Annotated in this window: 14 protein-coding genes; 12 read left to right on the top strand and 2 right to left on the bottom strand. The window is 55.2% G+C overall.

Features of this window, described 5'->3' with window-relative positions; genetic code table 11:
* The first annotated feature begins 14 nt into the window (after positions 1-14).
* Genes EDD52_RS21595 through EDD52_RS21580 form a run of 4 tightly spaced genes read left to right on the top strand, consistent with a single transcriptional unit; the run spans position 15 to position 3,799 of the window.
* Positions 15-929: an ABC transporter permease gene (locus tag EDD52_RS21595; protein ID WP_132248703.1), complete on the top strand. Its 915-nt coding sequence runs from the start codon at positions 15-17 to the stop codon at positions 927-929.
* Positions 926-1,819 carry an ABC transporter permease gene (locus tag EDD52_RS24155; RefSeq protein WP_243652062.1) on the top strand — a complete coding sequence of 298 codons (894 nt, stop codon included), beginning with the start codon at positions 926-928 and terminating at the stop codon, positions 1,817-1,819. The genes EDD52_RS21595 and EDD52_RS24155 overlap by 4 nt, the downstream gene beginning before the upstream one ends.
* Entirely contained in the window at positions 1,816-2,814 is a 999-nt protein-coding gene (locus EDD52_RS21585) for an ABC transporter ATP-binding protein (RefSeq protein ID WP_243652061.1), read from the top strand. Before EDD52_RS24155 ends, EDD52_RS21585 begins: the two co-directional genes overlap by 4 nt.
* A gap of 1 nt (position 2,815) precedes the next feature.
* Positions 2,816-3,799 carry an ABC transporter ATP-binding protein gene (locus EDD52_RS21580; RefSeq protein ID WP_132248700.1) on the top strand — a complete coding sequence of 328 codons (984 nt, stop codon included), beginning with the start codon at positions 2,816-2,818 and terminating at the stop codon, positions 3,797-3,799.
* A 71-nt stretch (positions 3,800-3,870) separates the two neighbouring features.
* Here EDD52_RS21580 and EDD52_RS21575 read toward each other — a convergent pair whose 3' ends face one another.
* Positions 3,871-5,166, bottom strand: coding sequence for an NAD(P)/FAD-dependent oxidoreductase (locus tag EDD52_RS21575; protein WP_132248699.1), 1,296 nt, complete (start codon positions 5,164-5,166; stop codon positions 3,871-3,873).
* A gap of 143 nt (positions 5,167-5,309) precedes the next feature.
* On the opposite strand from EDD52_RS21575, the gene EDD52_RS21570 reads away from it, so the two are divergent.
* Together EDD52_RS21570 and EDD52_RS21565 are read left to right on the top strand one after the other, a co-directional pair.
* Positions 5,310-6,251 carry an alpha/beta hydrolase gene (locus EDD52_RS21570; RefSeq protein ID WP_132248698.1) on the top strand — a complete coding sequence of 314 codons (942 nt, stop codon included), beginning with the start codon at positions 5,310-5,312 and terminating at the stop codon, positions 6,249-6,251.
* A gap of 75 nt (positions 6,252-6,326) precedes the next feature.
* A complete protein-coding gene (locus EDD52_RS21565; RefSeq protein WP_132248697.1) occupies positions 6,327-6,668 on the top strand; it encodes a RidA family protein in 342 nt (113 codons plus the stop codon).
* A 624-nt stretch (positions 6,669-7,292) separates the two neighbouring features.
* On the opposite strand, the gene EDD52_RS21560 is transcribed toward EDD52_RS21565, so the two are convergent.
* Positions 7,293-8,387 carry a tyrosine-type recombinase/integrase gene (locus EDD52_RS21560; protein ID WP_132248696.1) on the bottom strand — a complete coding sequence of 365 codons (1,095 nt, stop codon included), beginning with the start codon at positions 8,385-8,387 and terminating at the stop codon, positions 7,293-7,295.
* Between the two features lie 253 nt (positions 8,388-8,640).
* On the opposite strand from EDD52_RS21560, the gene EDD52_RS21555 reads away from it, so the two are divergent.
* The 6 genes from EDD52_RS21555 to EDD52_RS21530 all read left to right on the top strand — a co-directional run bounded on the left by EDD52_RS21555 (position 8,641) and on the right by EDD52_RS21530 (position 17,075).
* Positions 8,641-9,177 (top strand): helix-turn-helix domain-containing protein, encoded by a 537-nt coding sequence (locus EDD52_RS21555; protein WP_243652060.1) that lies wholly within the window; start codon positions 8,641-8,643, stop codon positions 9,175-9,177.
* Between the two features lie 4 nt (positions 9,178-9,181).
* The gene (locus tag EDD52_RS21550) at positions 9,182-9,478 is read left to right on the top strand and encodes a hypothetical protein (protein ID WP_132248695.1); all 297 of its coding nucleotides are present in this window, start codon (positions 9,182-9,184) and stop codon (positions 9,476-9,478) included.
* A 4-nt stretch (positions 9,479-9,482) separates the two neighbouring features.
* Complete coding sequence (locus EDD52_RS21545) at positions 9,483-10,382, top strand: HNH endonuclease (protein WP_132248694.1); 900 nt, start codon at positions 9,483-9,485, stop codon at positions 10,380-10,382.
* Positions 10,382-11,164: a DUF3800 domain-containing protein gene (locus EDD52_RS21540; protein ID WP_132248693.1), complete on the top strand. Its 783-nt coding sequence runs from the start codon at positions 10,382-10,384 to the stop codon at positions 11,162-11,164. Before EDD52_RS21545 ends, EDD52_RS21540 begins: the two co-directional genes overlap by 1 nt.
* A 134-nt stretch (positions 11,165-11,298) precedes the next feature.
* Positions 11,299-13,278, top strand: a complete 1,980-nt coding sequence (locus EDD52_RS21535; protein ID WP_132248692.1) for a P-loop NTPase fold protein — start codon at positions 11,299-11,301, stop codon at positions 13,276-13,278.
* Positions 13,275-17,075: an SIR2 family protein gene (locus tag EDD52_RS21530; protein WP_132248691.1), complete on the top strand. Its 3,801-nt coding sequence runs from the start codon at positions 13,275-13,277 to the stop codon at positions 17,073-17,075. The genes EDD52_RS21535 and EDD52_RS21530 overlap by 4 nt, the downstream gene beginning before the upstream one ends.
* The last annotated feature ends 296 nt before the right edge of the window (positions 17,076-17,371 follow it).

Here is a 17,371-nt window from a genome sequence, read left to right as displayed (position 1 = left end):
CATGGAGGGCAAATATGCTCCGCTACACCGCCCAAAGGTTACTTGTAGCCTTTGCCGTGGCCATTTCTGTTTCGGTCATTTCTTTCGCGATCTTGCGCATGTCGACAGACCTTGCGCAGGCGCTGGCCGGGGAGGCCGCCAATCAGGAACAGGTCGAACAAATCCGCATCGCCTATGGCTTGGATCGTCCGCTGCCGTTGCAATACCTTGATTGGCTTGCGGATCTGTTCAGGGGTGATCTGGGCCAGTCCTACTATTTCCGCTCACCGGTGGCCGAACTGATCGGGGACAGGCTGCCGCTGACCTTCAGCCTTGCGATCTCGTCGCTGTTTCTGGCGCTGGTTATCGCGGTTCCCTTGGGGATCATTGCCGCGCTGAAACAAAACACCTGGATTGACCGCGCATGTCTGACGCTCGCCGTGGTGGGGCAAGCGATGCCAAGCTTCTGGTTTGCGCTGATGCTGATCTTTTTCTTTGCCGTACAGTTGCAATGGGTTCCGCTGTCAGGTGGAGCGACATGGCAGGGGCTCATCCTGCCCGTGGTTGTGCTGGCCTACTATGCGATGCCAGCGATCATGCGCCTGACGCGGGCCGGAATGGTTGATGTGCTTGCCTCGGATTATATCCGAACCGCACGCGCCAAGGGACTGTCTTCGACCTCGATCCTGTTGAAACACGCTTTGCGCAATGCAGTCATGCCGGTCATCGCGCTGGCAGCGGTACAGTTCGGGTTCCTTCTGGGCGGCTCGACCATCGTCGAGACGGTCTTTGCGCTTGATGGCATCGGATATCTCAGTTGGGAATCGATCCAGCGGGCCGATTTCCCTGTCGTGCAGTCTATCGTGCTGCTGTTTTCACTGATCTTCGTTGTCCTGACCCTTTTGACGGATTTGCTGAATGCCTGGATCGACCCGAGGGTGCGCGGATGACCGATATATCGACTGAAACCCCGATCGAAGACGATTTTGTGCGCCCCTCCCGACTGCGGCAATGGTTGTCGCATGGTGGCTTGGTGATTGGCGGAACCATCCTGTTTATCACCATCTTCATGGCCATCTTCGCCGCCTATCTGGCCCCGGGCGATCCCTATCTGCAAGGTCTGGGAGACCGGCTGCAACCACCTATCTGGCACGACAGAGGCAGTTGGGATCACCCGCTGGGCACCGACCAACTGGGACGGGATTACCTGTCGCGCCTGATCTACGGCAGCCGGATTTCGCTGCTGATCGGCATCGGAACCGTCGCGATTGCCGGACTGATCGGGACGACGCTGGGTTTGGTGGCCGGATTCATGGGGGGGCGGGTCGATATGGTGATCTCTTTCCTGATCACCGTTCGTCTGGCTATGCCGCTGGTGCTGGTGGCATTGGCTGTTGTCGGGCTGGTCGGCAACTCACTGTTCATCGTGATCGCCGTCCTCGGGTTGCTGCTATGGGATCGCTTTGCCGTCGTCGCCCGGACCGCCGCCGCGCAGGTGCGCAACCTGGACTATGTGGCCGCCGCGCGCGCGCTGGGGTGTTCAACCCCACGAATCATCCTGCAAGAGGTGCTGCCCAATGTAATGGGATCGATCCTTGTGGTCGTGACGCTGGAGATGGCGCATGCGATCCTGCTGGAGGCGGCGCTATCCTTTCTGGGGCTGGGTGTCCAGCCGCCCTTGCCGTCGTGGGGTCTGATGATCGCCGAGGGTCGGGACTTTATCTTTTTTACCCCGTGGGTCATCGCCATTCCCGGCGTTGCGTTGTTTGTGCTGGTTCTCGGGATCAATCTGGTTGGGGATGGGCTACGCGATGTCTCTTCTCCGGGAGGCCGGTCGTGACAAAACTTCTGGATATCAAAAATTTGCGTGTGGAAATCCCTATCCAAGGCGGAGCCGTCCACGCGGTGCGCGGTGTCGATCTAAGCATCGACCGCGGAGAGACGCTGTGCATCGTCGGAGAATCGGGCAGTGGCAAGTCCATGTCTTCTCTGGCGGTCATGAACCTGCTGCCAAAGGGTGCGCACCGCAGCGCCGACCGGATGAGCTTTCTGGGGACAGATCTGCTGCGACTGTCGCATCGGGGGATGGCGCGGATTCGGGGGGACCGGATCGGCATGATCTTCCAGGAACCGATGACAAGCCTCAACCCGGCCTACACCATCGGCAACCAGTTGCAGGAGGTCTATCGCAGGCATCGCCGCGCCGGGCGGGCCGCCGCACGCGACCGCGCCATTGAATTGCTTGAACTTGTAGGAATTCCCAATGCGCCTTTGCGCCTGCGGCAGTATCCCCATCAGCTATCCGGGGGTCTGCGCCAGCGTGTCATGATAGCCATGTCTTTGATGTGCGAACCTGACATTTTGATCGCGGATGAACCGACAAGCGCGTTGGACGTGACGGTTCAGGTGCAAATCCTGCATCTGCTCAAGGACTTGCAGACGAAACTGGGGATTGCGGTGATCCTGATCACCCATGATCTGGGCGTCGTGGCCCGCACTGCGGACAGGGTGGCCGTAGTTTATGCCGGCCAGATCCTGGAAACGGGCACCGCGCGTCAGGTGTTTGGCACGCCCCGCCATCCCTATACTGCGCGGCTGCTGGATAGCATGCCCATCCCCGGCATGATGCGCCTTCGCAGAAAGCTGCAGGCCATACCGGGCACCGTGCCCAGCCTGACAAACGACTTTCAGGGATGCGCATTCGCCGCCAGATGTGATCGCGCTCGGCCAGAGTGCCGGACGACCGAGGTGCCGTTGGTCCGCGAGGACGGACATGGCTTTGCCTGCCTTCACCCTGAAACCGAAGCACGATTCGCCCAGAAAGCAGGTGTGTGACATGACCGCAATTCTTGAGGCCAAGGGCATCAGCCGGACCTACACACTGTCCGGCGGGATGATGAAGAAATCCAGCAAGTTGCAGGCGGTGCGCGATGTCTCTTTGTATGTGAACCGGGGAGAGACCTGTGGCATCGTCGGGGAGTCCGGTTGTGGGAAGTCCACCGTTGCAAGGATCCTTTTGGGACTGGAACAGCCTGACGCCGGACAGATCACGCTGGACGGGCAAGCGATTGCGTCGATCCCGCGCGCAGAGTTGAGCCGCCGTGTGCAGCCGGTGTTTCAGGATCCGTATTCGACGCTGAATCCGCGCCGTTCCATTCTAGAAACCGTGATCCATCCGCTGAATGTCCACAAGGTGGGCGATGCGCCATCACGGGACAGGCGCGCGCGCAAGTTGTTGGATCAGGTCGGGCTGCCGAAACGCTCTTTTCACGCCTTCCCGAACCAGTTGTCAGGGGGGCAGCGGCAGCGCGTGGCCATCGCGCGCGCACTGGCCTTGGACCCGGACATCTTGGTCTGCGACGAACCGACCAGCGCGCTGGATGTGTCGATACAAGCGCAGATCCTCAACCTGATACAGGACCTACAGCGCGATCTTGGCGTGGCGATGGTTTTCATAAGCCACAACCTTGGTGTGATCGAACACGTCGCAGATCGGGTTGCGGTCATGTACCTTGGGAGGGTTGTCGAGACTGGGGAAACCCGCAAGTTGATGCAACGGCCGGAACACCCTTACACGCGTGCGCTGTTGGAATCCGTGTTGACGCCTGACCCTGAATTAGGCCTGCCCGACCTTGACCTTGGGCGCAGCTTTCCGGATCCCACGAACATCCCCTCAGGGTGCAGCTTTCACCCCAGATGCGCGTTCCGCACGTCAGTCTGTGAAGACAGTGCGCCAGAGCCACGCCAAATCCACGGCGCAAGCGTAGAGTGTCACTTAGCCGGAAACCTCGGCGAAAACCGACTGGCAACTGTCGATTGAAGCCTGCGCGGTGGCGCGCTGCCTGACAGAAACAAGCCCTCGATCCCCAGCGGATCGAGGGCTTGTTTTGGTCAGATCTTCATGCGGTCCCGCCATTCCAACGCTGTGATGATGGCGGGCATGAACCAAGGATTTCCAGAGTAGAATGCCTGTGGTTTGAAATCGCGATGAAAGGTTGTGTCGAATTCGCGGCCCAGCAATTTCAATGCGGTCTGATGGCCAAGGTAAGACATCATCGCTACACCGCTGCCGCAGCATCCACCAATATAGTGGATACCGTCTTTTTCCGTAAAATGTGGCGTATGGTCAAAGCTGAAAGCGATGAAACCACCCCAAGTGTGGGTGATCTTTGCATTGGCAAGTTCGGGGAACAGTCCGGTCATGCGGTTGTGCAGGCTTGCGCCGCTCTTGCGGAAATCATTGACCTGCGATGCGCCGGAACGACCTCCGAACAGGATGCGCCTGCCGTCGGGCGAGCGTCTGAAGTAATTGTGCAGTTTGCAGGTATCCCCGACCTGATAGTCATTGGGCAGGATCTTGTCCAACAGCGCCGGGTCCAGTTCTTCGGTGGCGATGATCTGGCTTTGGATCGGCACCAGACGGCGCCGGAACCAGCCGAATTCTTTCCCGGTGTAACCATTGGTGGCGACAATCACCCTATCCGCCTGGATACGTGTGGTGCCCGTGGTGACGGTAAATCCGCCCGCAGCGCGGGTGATGTCCGTCACGCGGGTATGGCCGTGGATCGCTGCACCGGCGGCTCGGGCAGCGTTCAGCAGGCACTGATGATACAGGCCGGGGTGCAGGTGGCCGTCTTCGGGGTGGAACCGCCCGCCATGATAGGCTTGCGTGCCCACGTAGGCCTGTTGGTCCGCCGGGGACACCACAGTGGCCTCACTGCCCAGATGGGTCTTGCGGGCGTCCAGATCGCGGCTCAACCCGTCAATGTCCTTGGCCTTGTGCGCGCCATAGAACCGCCCGCAGCGTGACAGGTCACAGTCAAAGCCTCGCTCGGTCACGAGATCGATCACATACTCCCGCGATGCGATGGCGGATGCGTACTGCGCGATGGCCCGCTCCGTACCGATCCGGTCCAGGAGCGACGCAAAGGAATGCCGCAGCGTTGCCCCGATTGCGCCGCCATTTCGGGTGCTGGCGCCTTTCCCCAATTCTTCGGCTTCGAGGATCACAACATCAACCCCGGCCTCTGCCAGCGCCAGGCCGGCGTTCAGACCTGTATAGCCAGATCCCACGATTACGACGTCGGCACGCGCGGGCAGCGTCTCCGGGGCAGGGCGCACATTAGGTCGAGGGGCGGCCTCCCACCAATAGGGTTCAAGTTTGACGTCGTTGGTGAATATGGACATGAATGACCTCGCTGTATGTATTGAAATACAATATTCAGTATTGCAAAAAGATTTTCAAGAAGGTTATGCTTTGAGTTAGCGGATTGGCTTTCGGCCAAATATCGCTATACGATTGCATCATCCAGATTCGAACGAGGCTCCAAATGATCAAACACGCCATGTCAGAGTACAAGGAGCGGGTCAGCGCGATCCGTGGTGGAAAAAAGACCCGACCGACCGATCCGAACGCAAGGCGCGCGCAGTTCGAAGCCTATGCGGACATGTTCAAGGAGCCCTACCCGGAGAGCCTTGAGGTGCGGAACTGGTTTGTCGCCGCGCCGGGCCGAGAAATTCCGATCCGCATCTACCGTCAAAAGTCCGAAGGACCGCAGCCCACGATCCTCTACTTTCACGGTGGCGGCTACATGTCGGGATCGCTGTACACTCATGACACCGTGGTGGCGAATATTGCCGAAGGGACCGGGGCACAGGTGATCGCCGTCCACTACCGCCGGACGCCGGAAAACCCCTACCCCGCCGCAGTCGATGATGGCTTCTTCATGCTGAACTGGATGATCGTCAATGCCGAGATGTTCGGCATTGACACGGACAATCTGGCCCTGGCCGGGGACAGTGCGGGCGGCGGCCTGACGGCGGCGTTGTCGCTGATGGCGCGTGATCGCAATGGCCCCAAGCTGAAGATGCAGATTCTGCTCTATCCAGGGCCGATGAACACAGACATGGAGACCGACAGCTACGTGCGGATCAACCATGACCCGCAGTTCAACAAGAACGATCTTGAGTTCTACATGCGCGCCTACTTGTCGGGAAACATGGACAGCAAAGACCCCTATGCCGTCCCACTCCAAGCAACGAACTACGGGGATCTACCCCCCGCCTTCGTTCACATCGCCGAGCTGGACCCGCTGTATGACGAGGGCGTTCTGTGGTGCGAACGGATCAACGCCGCAGGCGGACAGGCGGAACTGCGTATCGCCGAAAACCTTGAACACAGCTTTCTGCGGGCAGTCACGATTTCCCCCGAAGCTAAGGTAGAGGCCGGTGTTCTGTACGCCGCGATCCGCAAGGGAATGTCGCTGGACTGACGTCCGCTTGTTGCTTGCATTCTCCAGGGGGCCGACACGCGGCCCCCGACATTTTTTTGGACAGGAAAGACCTGAATGGAACGATTTGTACAAACCAATGTGCTGAGCAAGGTTGTCCGGCGCAACGATCACGTCTGGGTGTCGGGACTGACCGCCAACGACAAGACCGGCGACGTTGGCGCACAGACGTCCGACATCCTGCAACAGTTTGATGAGTATCTGGCAATCGCCGGAACGGACCGAAACCGCCTGATCCGGGTCAACGTCTGGCTGGCGGATATCCGGGACTTTCCGGCAATGAACGCCGCGTGGGAAGCGTGGGTGCCTAAGGACAATTTGCCTGCGAGGGCAACGGTCGAAGCCAAGTTGGGCGGACAAAACAGTCTGGTTGAGATGATGGCGGAAGCTTTCGTTTAGCGGCACCACCAAGACCACTGATGCAGCGGTTCAGCGCACCGGGGTGTATTCGCCGGAACCACTGCATGGTTCTGATGCTATAATGGCCCCCCCCCGGCAGCGTCGATGTGCCGAGGTGGGTTAGCACAATCCAATCGGGAGGCGGTCATGTCGGAGATGACTACGGTCGGGCTGGTTATGGCGAAGTATGCGTTCCAACTCCACGGCGCCGACGGCAAGTAAAGGGGTGTACTGTGATCCGGAGCGCGACGCGCACCGGTTTCCGACAGTGCACCTCTTGCTTGGACGTGGGCAAGTAGACTGAAAAAACCTCCCGGATCTACCGAGAGGATGGCCGACAGCGCAAACAGCTGGAAAAATCCAGCTTCCGGCGGTCCAAGGAAGGGGAGCAGCGTGGGCGGCATCCGAAAGTCAGTGAGTTGTGACGAGCAGGCGGTTTCGCGTCCGTTAGAGCAATGTTGGGGTGCCCGCTCAAGCGACGAACACATATGCGTTTCGTTCCGGTTTTCGTTCCGACTGGAGTTTCAAGCTCAAAGGGTGGAATCTTAAGCCTTTGAAATTAATGGCGACCCCGGCAGGATTCGAACCTGCAACCTGCCCCTTAGGAGGGATGCGTTCATAGCGCTATTCCTTTTGTGATTTCTGTTGTTTGGGTGTTTGTACAGCGTCATCCTGTACGTGGTTTGTACGAAAACGAGCCCTGATGTCGGCCTCATCGGTCTCTGCGTGGGCATAGATCCGCATAGGCAAATTGGGGTCAGACCACCGGCCCGCTTTAGCTGCCGTGACTGGATCGACGCCTTGCCGGACGACTAGCTCAGTGAAGAAGCCGTGCCGTCCAGCTGGATGCGCGGATAAGTACGGAATGCCCGCGCGCCTACAAATCGTCTTCCAGCGCGTGTTGTAACCGGTAGAGCTGCCATAACCAAAAACACGTGCCTTCATCAGTTTGCCGGTCTTTCGGTTCTTCGGCCGCTTCGGCGGCAGCGCAAGAAGCTCGTCCATCATCTGAGGCGAAACAGTGATCCAACTTTCCGGATGGCCCTTCTGCGCTTTCGCTCGGACTTTGTTCTCGTGCGGCCTTAGGTCATCAGGCTCCAATGATACGGCCTGATCAATTCGCGCTGCCGTCTCGAACATGAAACGAACCAACGCGGCGTTGTACGGATCGGCGGCACGGCAAAAGGCTTCGATCCATTCCTTATCAGCTGGCGTGCGCTCTACGCGGCTAAGCTTCCCTCGCCGCTTATCCTGAGCGATCCGCTCGAACTTGTCGTAGGGTTTCACGCGGATCAGAGGCGTTCCCTCGAGCTCGTGCGCGTTGTTGATCACCGCACTCGCGGGCGTAACGATTTCGCGCCACCAAGTATCGGTCGACGCTTTGGGTTTCAGTTTTGGCCCAAGGCTCTTCAATAGCGCGCCAGAAATCGCCCCGAGCGACAGGTCGCCAATTGCTTCGACAATCGGGATCAACTGCTTCGCTGCCTTAGGCGACGCGTTGTAGAGCATGATTGCATCGGAGAACGTCTTGCTCGGTTCGTCGCCCACGACATAGCGACGGATCTGACGTTCGGTCTCATGGTTTACCCAGTCCCGTGCGCCCTCTTCTGTAGATGCCTTAGTGCTTCTCCGGTATGGGCCGGCGATTGGCCTGCCGTTGTATTCAATCCACCCCTTGGCCCAGTAGACACGGCCCCTCTTGTAAATTTGGAGCGGCATGACTGGCCTCCTTCAAAAATCGTATCAATCTGCGCGGGCGTGATGAGCATGGTCCGCCCAAGGCGATAGAATGCGCCCGTCTCGTTGGCGCGTTCGCGCAAGGTGCGCTCTGAAATATCGATCCCCATCCCGGCCATAACTTCGACCCACTGAGCGGGCGTCTTCCCAAGCCCCAGGATCTGAGAGCTTTCTGAATAGTTGGTCTCTGCCATTTCAGTCGTCCTTGTCCGCTTAAGTTGAATCGGCGACACGCATGGAATCGCTTGTTCTGCACCTTCTGACGTGGTCAGATGTGATTAAGCGTAAATGTTCGTCATTTTTTGCAAAGTTCGCGAATTTCGGCGAAGTAGTCAATTGGAAAATTCAGATGCCACAGAAACCTGCTGATCTTTTTGCTGCAATGGGTGCTCGTCTCACCATTGCTCGCAATGAAATCGGCTTCTCACAAGCGGCCATGGCGGAAGCTATCGGTGTTTCACCTCGCGCGTATCATAGCTACGAAAAGGGCCAACGCGGCATGCCTGTAGAAGCCCTGGTCGCGATGGGTGAGCGGTTCGAGGTGGACGTGCCCTGGCTGCTACTCGGCACCAAATCCATTCGGGCTGGGCATGATTTCGAAGCCCTCAAACACATTGAAAGCTCGCTGGATAAGCACCTCACCGATGAGGGCATAAAAATCAAAAGCGAAAAGCGCGGGGCCATAGTCGCCCGCTGGTATCAATCGCATGTCGAAGGTCGTGAAGTGACGGATGATGACGTGCACACATGGATCGAGTTGGTAAGGGAGTAGTCTGGTGAACAAGGCAAGCAAACGCTGGAATATGTTGCGACATTCGGTCTTGGAGCGCACCCGCCGTGAGGTGATCGAACCCTTTGGCCCGCTTTACCTGATCTTTCTGGGAACCAGCGTGTTCTACCTGATTGGTTTGGGCAGACTATCATTGGCACAACAGACTGCTGAATACTCAGTTTTGGCCACCGTCATGATTTTTGCAATTGCTGCGGCTGGCTTGGCACTTCCATTTTTGACAGGTGCGGTGCTGACCCTACGCGCGGCCGATCGAAAACTGGAACGTCTCCAACGCGGGTGAACCGATGGCTTTCGGCATCTTCATCCACCGCAGCGACTCGATCTACGACGACATTCCCTCGGAGCGGTATCAGTTTCCCAAGCAATACCTCTCTCGCGCCCAACAGTGCGAAGGGGATTGGATCGTCTACCTGGAGCCAAGCAAAGTCAAAGAAACCAAAGGATACTTCGCTATCGCTAAGGTCCAGGAGATCATTCCGGATCCTAGGAAACCGGACATGTTCTTGGCGGTGATTGAGCCGGGAACGTATCTTGATTTCGGCGACCCAGTTTCATTCCGGGACGAGAATTCAATCATCGAAAGAGGATTACTGAACGATCAAGGCAAGATATCCGGACGCGCACAAGCCGCAGTAAGAACCCTTTCAGCTGAAGACTTTGCCCGAATAGTCGAACGTGGTCTTGGACGAGATGAGGACATCCTGCCCCGCGTGGGCGAGACGATGCAGTCGCCAGGGTTTCAGGACGCGCAAACACCTTTCCAGCACATGCCCGCACGGGAACGCGTCAACCAGCTGACCAATCGCGCGGTTCGCGATCGTAATTTCAGAAAGAACGTCCTGCGCGCCTACGGCGAGCGCTGCGCCATCACTGGTTTGCGTCTGATCAATGGCGGTGGCCGTGCCGAAGTGGAAGCCGCTCATATCAGACCTGTAGAGCATGACGGCCCCGACATCGTCAGCAACGGGCTCGCCCTGTCCGGAACGGCGCATTGGATGTTTGATCGCGGCCTCGTTGGGTTGGCTGACGACCTGACAATTCTGGTTTCCCGTCAGAGCAACGACATCGAAGCCGTGACGTCCATGATCAACACGTCCGGCAAGATCTTGGTGCCGGATCGCCTCGCCAACCGGCCAAGGACTGAGTTTGTAACCTGGCACAGAGAGAATTGTTTTAAGCAGTAATGGCCTATCTATTTTTAGACGACAGCAAGCACCATAGATCCGGATTTTCACTTGCCGCATTCGCCATTTGCGATGTGGATCCCACAGAAGAAATGGGCGTGCTCTTTCGCGAGTATGGCTTCGATCCGGGCACGTTCGAGTTCAAGTCTTCAGCGACCATGAAAGATGACAATGATCTTCAAGCGCTGCGTGATAGCTTGAAACACTTTATCGCACGCAACTGCAAAATGGCCCTATGCGTCGTAGATAGTGCAGAAGACACTAGGAAATTAGGCCCAGCTTCGTTGACGCTTTTGCGTAGCGCACTGAAGCATCCCTTGCTCGAGGGGCGGCAGCATGAGGTCTTCTTTGATGAAGGCCTCTTCAAACACAAAAGTGCGGCCGAGGCTTTAGTTGCAGGCGATCCGGAGCTCGCAGGCTGCATCTTTCACTTTGAACAGGATTCCAAGGCGGTGATGGGTATCCAACTTGCGGACATTATGGCCCATACGTGCAGCATTATGCTGTTGGAAGCACTCGGTGACATTTCCAAAAAGGTGATCGTTAACGCCCCTGGGGACAGTGTATATGATGGTCTCGAGGTCGAGCTCGGCTTCGAGATGTGGGCCGGGATCCGCTACGCATTTCTCAGCCAAAACAAGCCGAACCCAAAACACGATTTCGACCTAGCAAACGTCGACGTTTATCCTTGGGGACTATTCATTGATGAGAGCGTCAACGAGCGGGTCGCACCAGTTGTGATGGAGCGTTTTGGAGAAAACTACTTGGGTTGTATTCATTGACGACCCTGAAGGCAAAATCTGGCAGACTGGCAAAGCTTCTGGCGAAAGAAAACTATATTTGGTGGACTATGATCGACCTGAACACCAGCGACTACAACAAAAAGATCCATTCAAATTAGTGGCGAGTTTTGAAAATGAGCGTAGACAGGACCGAGGTTGAGAGATTTCTCAAAAATTGGGCAAACACCAAATCAAAACCCCATTTTGCGGTGCTAATCGAAGGTCGGTGGGGCTGCGGAAAAACCCACTTCGTTACAAAGCTTCTGGAAGATGATGCTTTTACTGACCGCAAACCCATATACCTTTCGGTCTTTGGCATTACTGACATCCAATCTCTTGAGACCAGTCTCTTCTATGCCAGTGCCAGCACGGTCACCAAGACGTTGCACAAAGGGGTTGGGCTTGCGGGGTCAATATTCAGCGGGGCGCTTACGCTGGGTACAGGCGGCATCTTGGGAGGAACCGCGAACCTCAACAAGGTGGTGGATGCGGCTACTTCACAACTCGAACAATCGGCCAAGAACATGGACGGGGCATTGTTGGTTCTTGATGACTTGGAGCGCTGCCAAATCCCAATGTCAGAGCTATTGGGCGTCGTTAACCGATTTGTAGAGCATGGTGATACACGTGTGATTCTATGTGCGAATACCGACGATTTGCTTGACGACCATTTTATTGCTTTCAAAGAGAAGGTGGTTGGGCATTCCTTCTTGTTGGAAAGTGATCCCGAAAGCGCGTTGGCCTCATTCGTGGCGGAGATTACACAGTCCGAAGTCAGTGAGCTTTTGTTGCATTACACGAACGATATCCTCGAACTCTACGATAGATCGGGATACCACAACCTTAGGGCCTTACGGCAGTTCGTTTGGCAGTTGGCTTCAATTCTTGAGAAAATGAAAGTGGAGTATCTTCAGAACGACAAGTTGGTTCAAAACCTTATCATCCAATTCTTCATTTTTTTTATCGAATTCAAGCTCGACCTTTCGGAAGAAACCTCAACTCTGACGCCCCAAGACTTGTTGGGCAGGTATGACAAAGGCAAGGACGAGGTTCGCCATGTCTATGAGTTCTCATTCGACAAAGACAAAGAACCCACCCCGAAACAGCGGGTCTTTAAGAAATATGAACAACACAATGGCATAAGGGCAGTCATAACTGTCCAGCAATGGATTTCGATCCTCAACTCTGGCGTTGTTGATGCGTTGCGATTGAATGCCGAACTAGCCCAGTCAGACGAGGTGGCGGGCGTAGCTTCTTGGCCGTCCTGGAGGAGGTTGTGGCACCTCTATAGCTGGGATTTCTCGGATGATTCAGAGCGCGAATTCTGGTCCGATGTCGAAGACATGCAATCGCAACTGAAAGACGGCTGCTACATCGAAGTTGGAGAGTTCCTTCATGTCGTTGGCGTATCCCTAATGCTGGCGGATCACGAACTGATTGATCAAACAGTTCCCGATACGATTGCAGCGATGAAGACATACATTGATGAAAAGTTTGTCCCCCAGCTAACGGATGAGCGTTGTCGAGGTGTCAGTGAAAGGTTTGGCCGTCACTTAGATTCATATGACGGCCTTGGTTTCATGAGGCGTGAGGATGATGAATTTAAGGAGGTCGTGGAACATCTGGTCAAGAAAATGGATGCGTGGCACCAAAATTGGCTGGGTGAGGATGCAGGCAAACAACTCTTGAAATTCCTTACTGAGGATTGGATACGTTTCTTTGGAAACCTTACCGTAATCAATCACGCACCTGAGCAGCGCTATTTGAATGTGCCGATACTGGCAACCATTGACGCGGCGACCTTTGTCGATGTCTGGTTCAGTCTATCGCGCCACGACGAACGGCTCGTCGTTGGAAGCATTAAGGACCGCTACGAATACCGATCAGAACTTTTGGATTCTGAGGGGCTCTGGTGGAGGGAAGTCCAAGTTGAACTGAAAAATCGGGTTGCAAGATCAAAGAGCAAGCCGAGGAATGTCCAAATCAACAACCTGATCGACCACATCAACTCCACAATCATCGAGAAGTGGGAACTACGGCAGTTTGAAGAGTTCACAAACGGAAACTCAACTGACCTTAGCTGGATGACGCGCAAGCGGGTCAATAGCCAATGAGATTTCACGCAAACGGTCCAATCGTCCCTGATGTCTTACTGGAACGCAGTGATGCGGGCCGAGTTGTTTTCCTCTGCGGCGCTGGTGTTTCATTGCCGTCTGGTATGCCGAGCTTCATCGGCCTAACTCAACATGTTATCGACTTCTTTGATCCACCGGAGGAGTCCGAAATCATGCGGGCGTTCCAACCCTGGATTGATGATCCGACTGGCACAAACATGCCACTGGACCAAATCTTCAACCTGCTTCACCTGGAATACGGGCGCGATGAGGTGAATGCTCTCGTCACGGAACGCCTTCAGGCTTCGGCAGGAATTGGTTCAATTGGCCATCACCACAGCTTGGTCAAACGCATCTCAACCAGTCCGAACGGCGTACCACAGATCATCACCACGAATTTTGATCTGCTATTCGAAATGGATGGTGATCTGGCAACATTTTCACCTCCCGCTTTTCCTGATCTGGCGTTTGGGCGTTCGGTGGAAGGTATTACCTACCTCCATGGACGGCTTGCGAACACCGACGCTGACCAGCACCCGTATGTCCTAAGCAGTGCTGATTTCGGACGGGCATACCTGTCGGAAGCTTGGGCTACAAATTTCATCCGAAATCTACTGGAACATTACACGGTGGTGCTGGTCGGCTATCAAGCTGAAGATCCACCGATCAAATATCTGCTCCAAGGTTTGAACCATGACGGGCAGTTTGATCGCACGCGAATCTATGCTTTTGACAAAGGCACACCTGAAGATATTGAAGCCAAGTGGCGTGATCGTGGTGTAACGGCAATTGCTTACACCGATCATCCTGACCTTTGGCAAACTATGGAGGCATGGGCAGATCGTGCAGACGATCCAAGGGAATGGCGACGGGCGGTAATTGCGACAACAGAGCAGGACCCAAAGTCACTTTTACCATACCAGCGCGGTCAAGTTGCGCATGTGGTGCGCTCCGTACCTGGTGCCAAGTTGCTGGCTGATGCTGAACACCCAACTCACCCAGAATGGGTATGTGTATTCAGCGGCTTCATTCGCTCGGCGAAGCGGGTCAGCGGGTATGGTGATGATGCTCAGGTCTTTGAGCCAAGTGTTGCCTACGGATTGGACGATGACCTTCAGAACCTAACTGATGAAGACTATCGTCGTGGAACCTTCAACGATGATCTGTTGTCGTGGCGACATGGCGATGAAAACCCAACTGATGCACATCGACTTGGTGGCAGAACACCAGACGGCCACACCAGTACCCCACCACGTCTGTGGCATCTGTTACGATGGATCGGAGATCATCTATCCAGCCCTGTTATTGCTTGGTGGGCAGTTAAGCAGAATGGTCTGCATCCACGTCTGTTGAACCACATCGAATGGCGTTTGGGTCAGAACAATGAACTCGATGACAAAGCTCGGCACATCTGGAGCTTGATCATTGATCACCACAAAGACCCTCGGACCCGCGAATGGGGTGGCGACTGGTTTGACCTAAAGAGACGGGTTGCGAAAGAAGGTTGGTCTCCAAGTGTTCTGCGTGAGTTTGGTCGTATTGCAGCCCCTAAGTTGGATATCAAAACACCCTACAGCATAGCAGGTGCACGTCCTCCTACGGTGGACTGGACAGACATAGAACTTGGTCATTTGGGCCAATTCGAAGTGAAGTTCCTCGAACGTCACAAGGACGATTTGACCATACCTGACGAAGTACTGCCTCAGGTGTTTGGCTTGCTCGAAGACGCGATGATGTCCGCGTCAGGGATGCTATCAGATATTGGTACGACCTACTTTGTCACGCCAACCTGTTACCCTGATCGTGAGGTCGATGGGGAGGATCGGCACAACGAAGCCGCGGACGCAATGAAGTTCTTCGTTGACTTGTTTGAACGACTGATTCAGGCGAGACCCGATGTGGCACTCGGACATGTCCTAACGTGGCCAATTGAGGATAAATTCTTCTTCAAGAAACTGGTCCTCTTCGCTCTGTCCAAGGAAGACTTGTTTGCACCTGAAGAGGTTGGTCAACGTGTCCTTGCCCTAAGCCAAGATACTTTTTGGGACACAGATGTGGCACGGGAACTGGTCTTTCTGCTGGTTGACAGGTGGTCGGCATTTCCAGAACCGCTTCGTCACCAACTGGGTGAACGGCTTCTCAACGGACCAGACCAAGAAAGCTACTGGTCTGATGATGTGTATCCGAGCAGGCGTAACGAGTTTATCGCAAGATATGCACGTTACTTGGAAATGCAGGGATGCGAGCTTCTGGCTGATCAAAGCAAGCGTCTTGCTGCGATCATCGACAATATCGAGGACTGGAGCGACGGATGGGCGACCTCTACGGTAACGGAACGCGGGTCTCACTTCGGCTTTGTCGGTACGGATGAGACTCCCGATGCAGTTGTTGACCTTGCCGTGGATGAGATCATTCCTCGTGCAAAGGAGGACCTGCAACGCGACTTTGGGAGCTTCACGGAGAAACGTCCCTTCACAGGACTGGTGAAAGCAAACCCGCGCAAAGCTCTGTCTGCGTTGTCGGTCGCAGCCAGGACGAAAGACTACCCACAGGTGTTCTGGTCAGCCATGATCAATGAGCTTCCTGATGACATCGCACCTAGGCTCCGAAGAGTGTTTCTGCACCGTCTTGGCCGCCTTCCTCATACTGTGATCGTGGAGTTGAGACACACTGTCTGTCGGTGGCTGGAACAGAACATCACAAAGCTAATCGAGTTCGATGACGAACTTGCTTGGGCCGTGTTTGATCATGTTGTGGACGGCGTTGTCGGGGGTGGAGACAACGCGACCGAAAGCGGGATTGGAGAAGTAAGCCGCGGCGGTGAGGTCATCCCCCAATCGCGTCGCACATACCAACACGCCATTAACGGGCCTTTGGGAATGTGTGCAGAGGCTTTGTTCCATGCCGTACCTGGTGAAAAGCAGGAACAAAATTCGCTTATCCCAGACCACATCAAAACTCGAATTGAACGCTTGTTTGCTTCGCCAGGAGAGGGTTCCGACCACGCTGTTTCTATCACCTTCAGAAAGCTGAACTGGTTGATGTACGTTGATCCAGAGTGGGTCGAACATCGCCTCGTTCCAATGTTAGCGTTCGACCATCCCGCCGCCGAACCTGCTTGGAACGGATTCTTGTGCAGCAGTCGGGTTCCGTGGTCACCTCTTGCAGTCCTAGTTAAGCCATTTCTGCTGCAAGCTGTGCCATGGGTTGAAAACCAGATCTGGGATCGCGATCTGGCAAAGGTCATCACCCAATGGTTGGGGTGGATGTACATCTTCAAGCGTGATGAAGACGACGGGCTGACAAAGCAAGAAATGCGACGCGTGTTGCGAGAGATGTCCGATGACACACGCAATCAGTTTATTTGGTGGTTGGGACAAGTCGGCCAAGGGAACGACGACGGTTGGGAGACTCTAGTAGCGCCCTTCTTGGATGAAGTATGGCCACGAGAACGCATCTATCGCACTGCGTCGTCAGTCGACTCGTGGATTAGTATGCTTGACGATACTGGACCCAGTTTTCCAGTGGTGTACGCCTCAGCGAAGCGTTTCTTGGTCCCAGTCGAATCTGACCATCATCCGTTCTACCGTTTTACCAGAGAGGTCGGTGAAGACGAACCAATCACAGCGCAGTTCCCAGCGGAAACACTCGATCTACTAGACACTGTAACACCACAGGTCCTGAGCCGAATTCCCTACGAGTTACCGAAAATTCTGGCATTAGTGAGTGAAACATCGCCAGATCTAAGGGCGGATCATCGCTACCTGAGACTAATTGATTTGGTTGAAGGGATCTAGGCGAGACCAATACCTCAACGTCCGCTCTTTGGGATTGCATAGGGTGCATTCTCACTGAAAAAAACGTCCGAAACGATGCTAGTTATTCTTTCCCCACCACAAACTCTTGCCCTAAATGTATCTGCTTCGCGTTCAAATCTAGCTCACGGATGATGTATTGACCCGCACTGCCGGTGATATGGCGACGATATGTTTGGCCATACTGTCAACGGCGGAGCAAAACCCGGCCAGTGTGGCGGAGCAAAAGTCGGCCACATGGGCGAGCGCCTTGGAGCGTGAGGCCATCATGTAGCCAG

This window comes from Primorskyibacter sedentarius, assembly GCF_004342065.1.
Lineage (GTDB): Bacteria > Pseudomonadota > Alphaproteobacteria > Rhodobacterales > Rhodobacteraceae > Primorskyibacter > Primorskyibacter sedentarius.
Note: the sequence above shows the minus strand (reverse complement) of the source record. Positions and strands in the feature narration are given on the sequence as shown.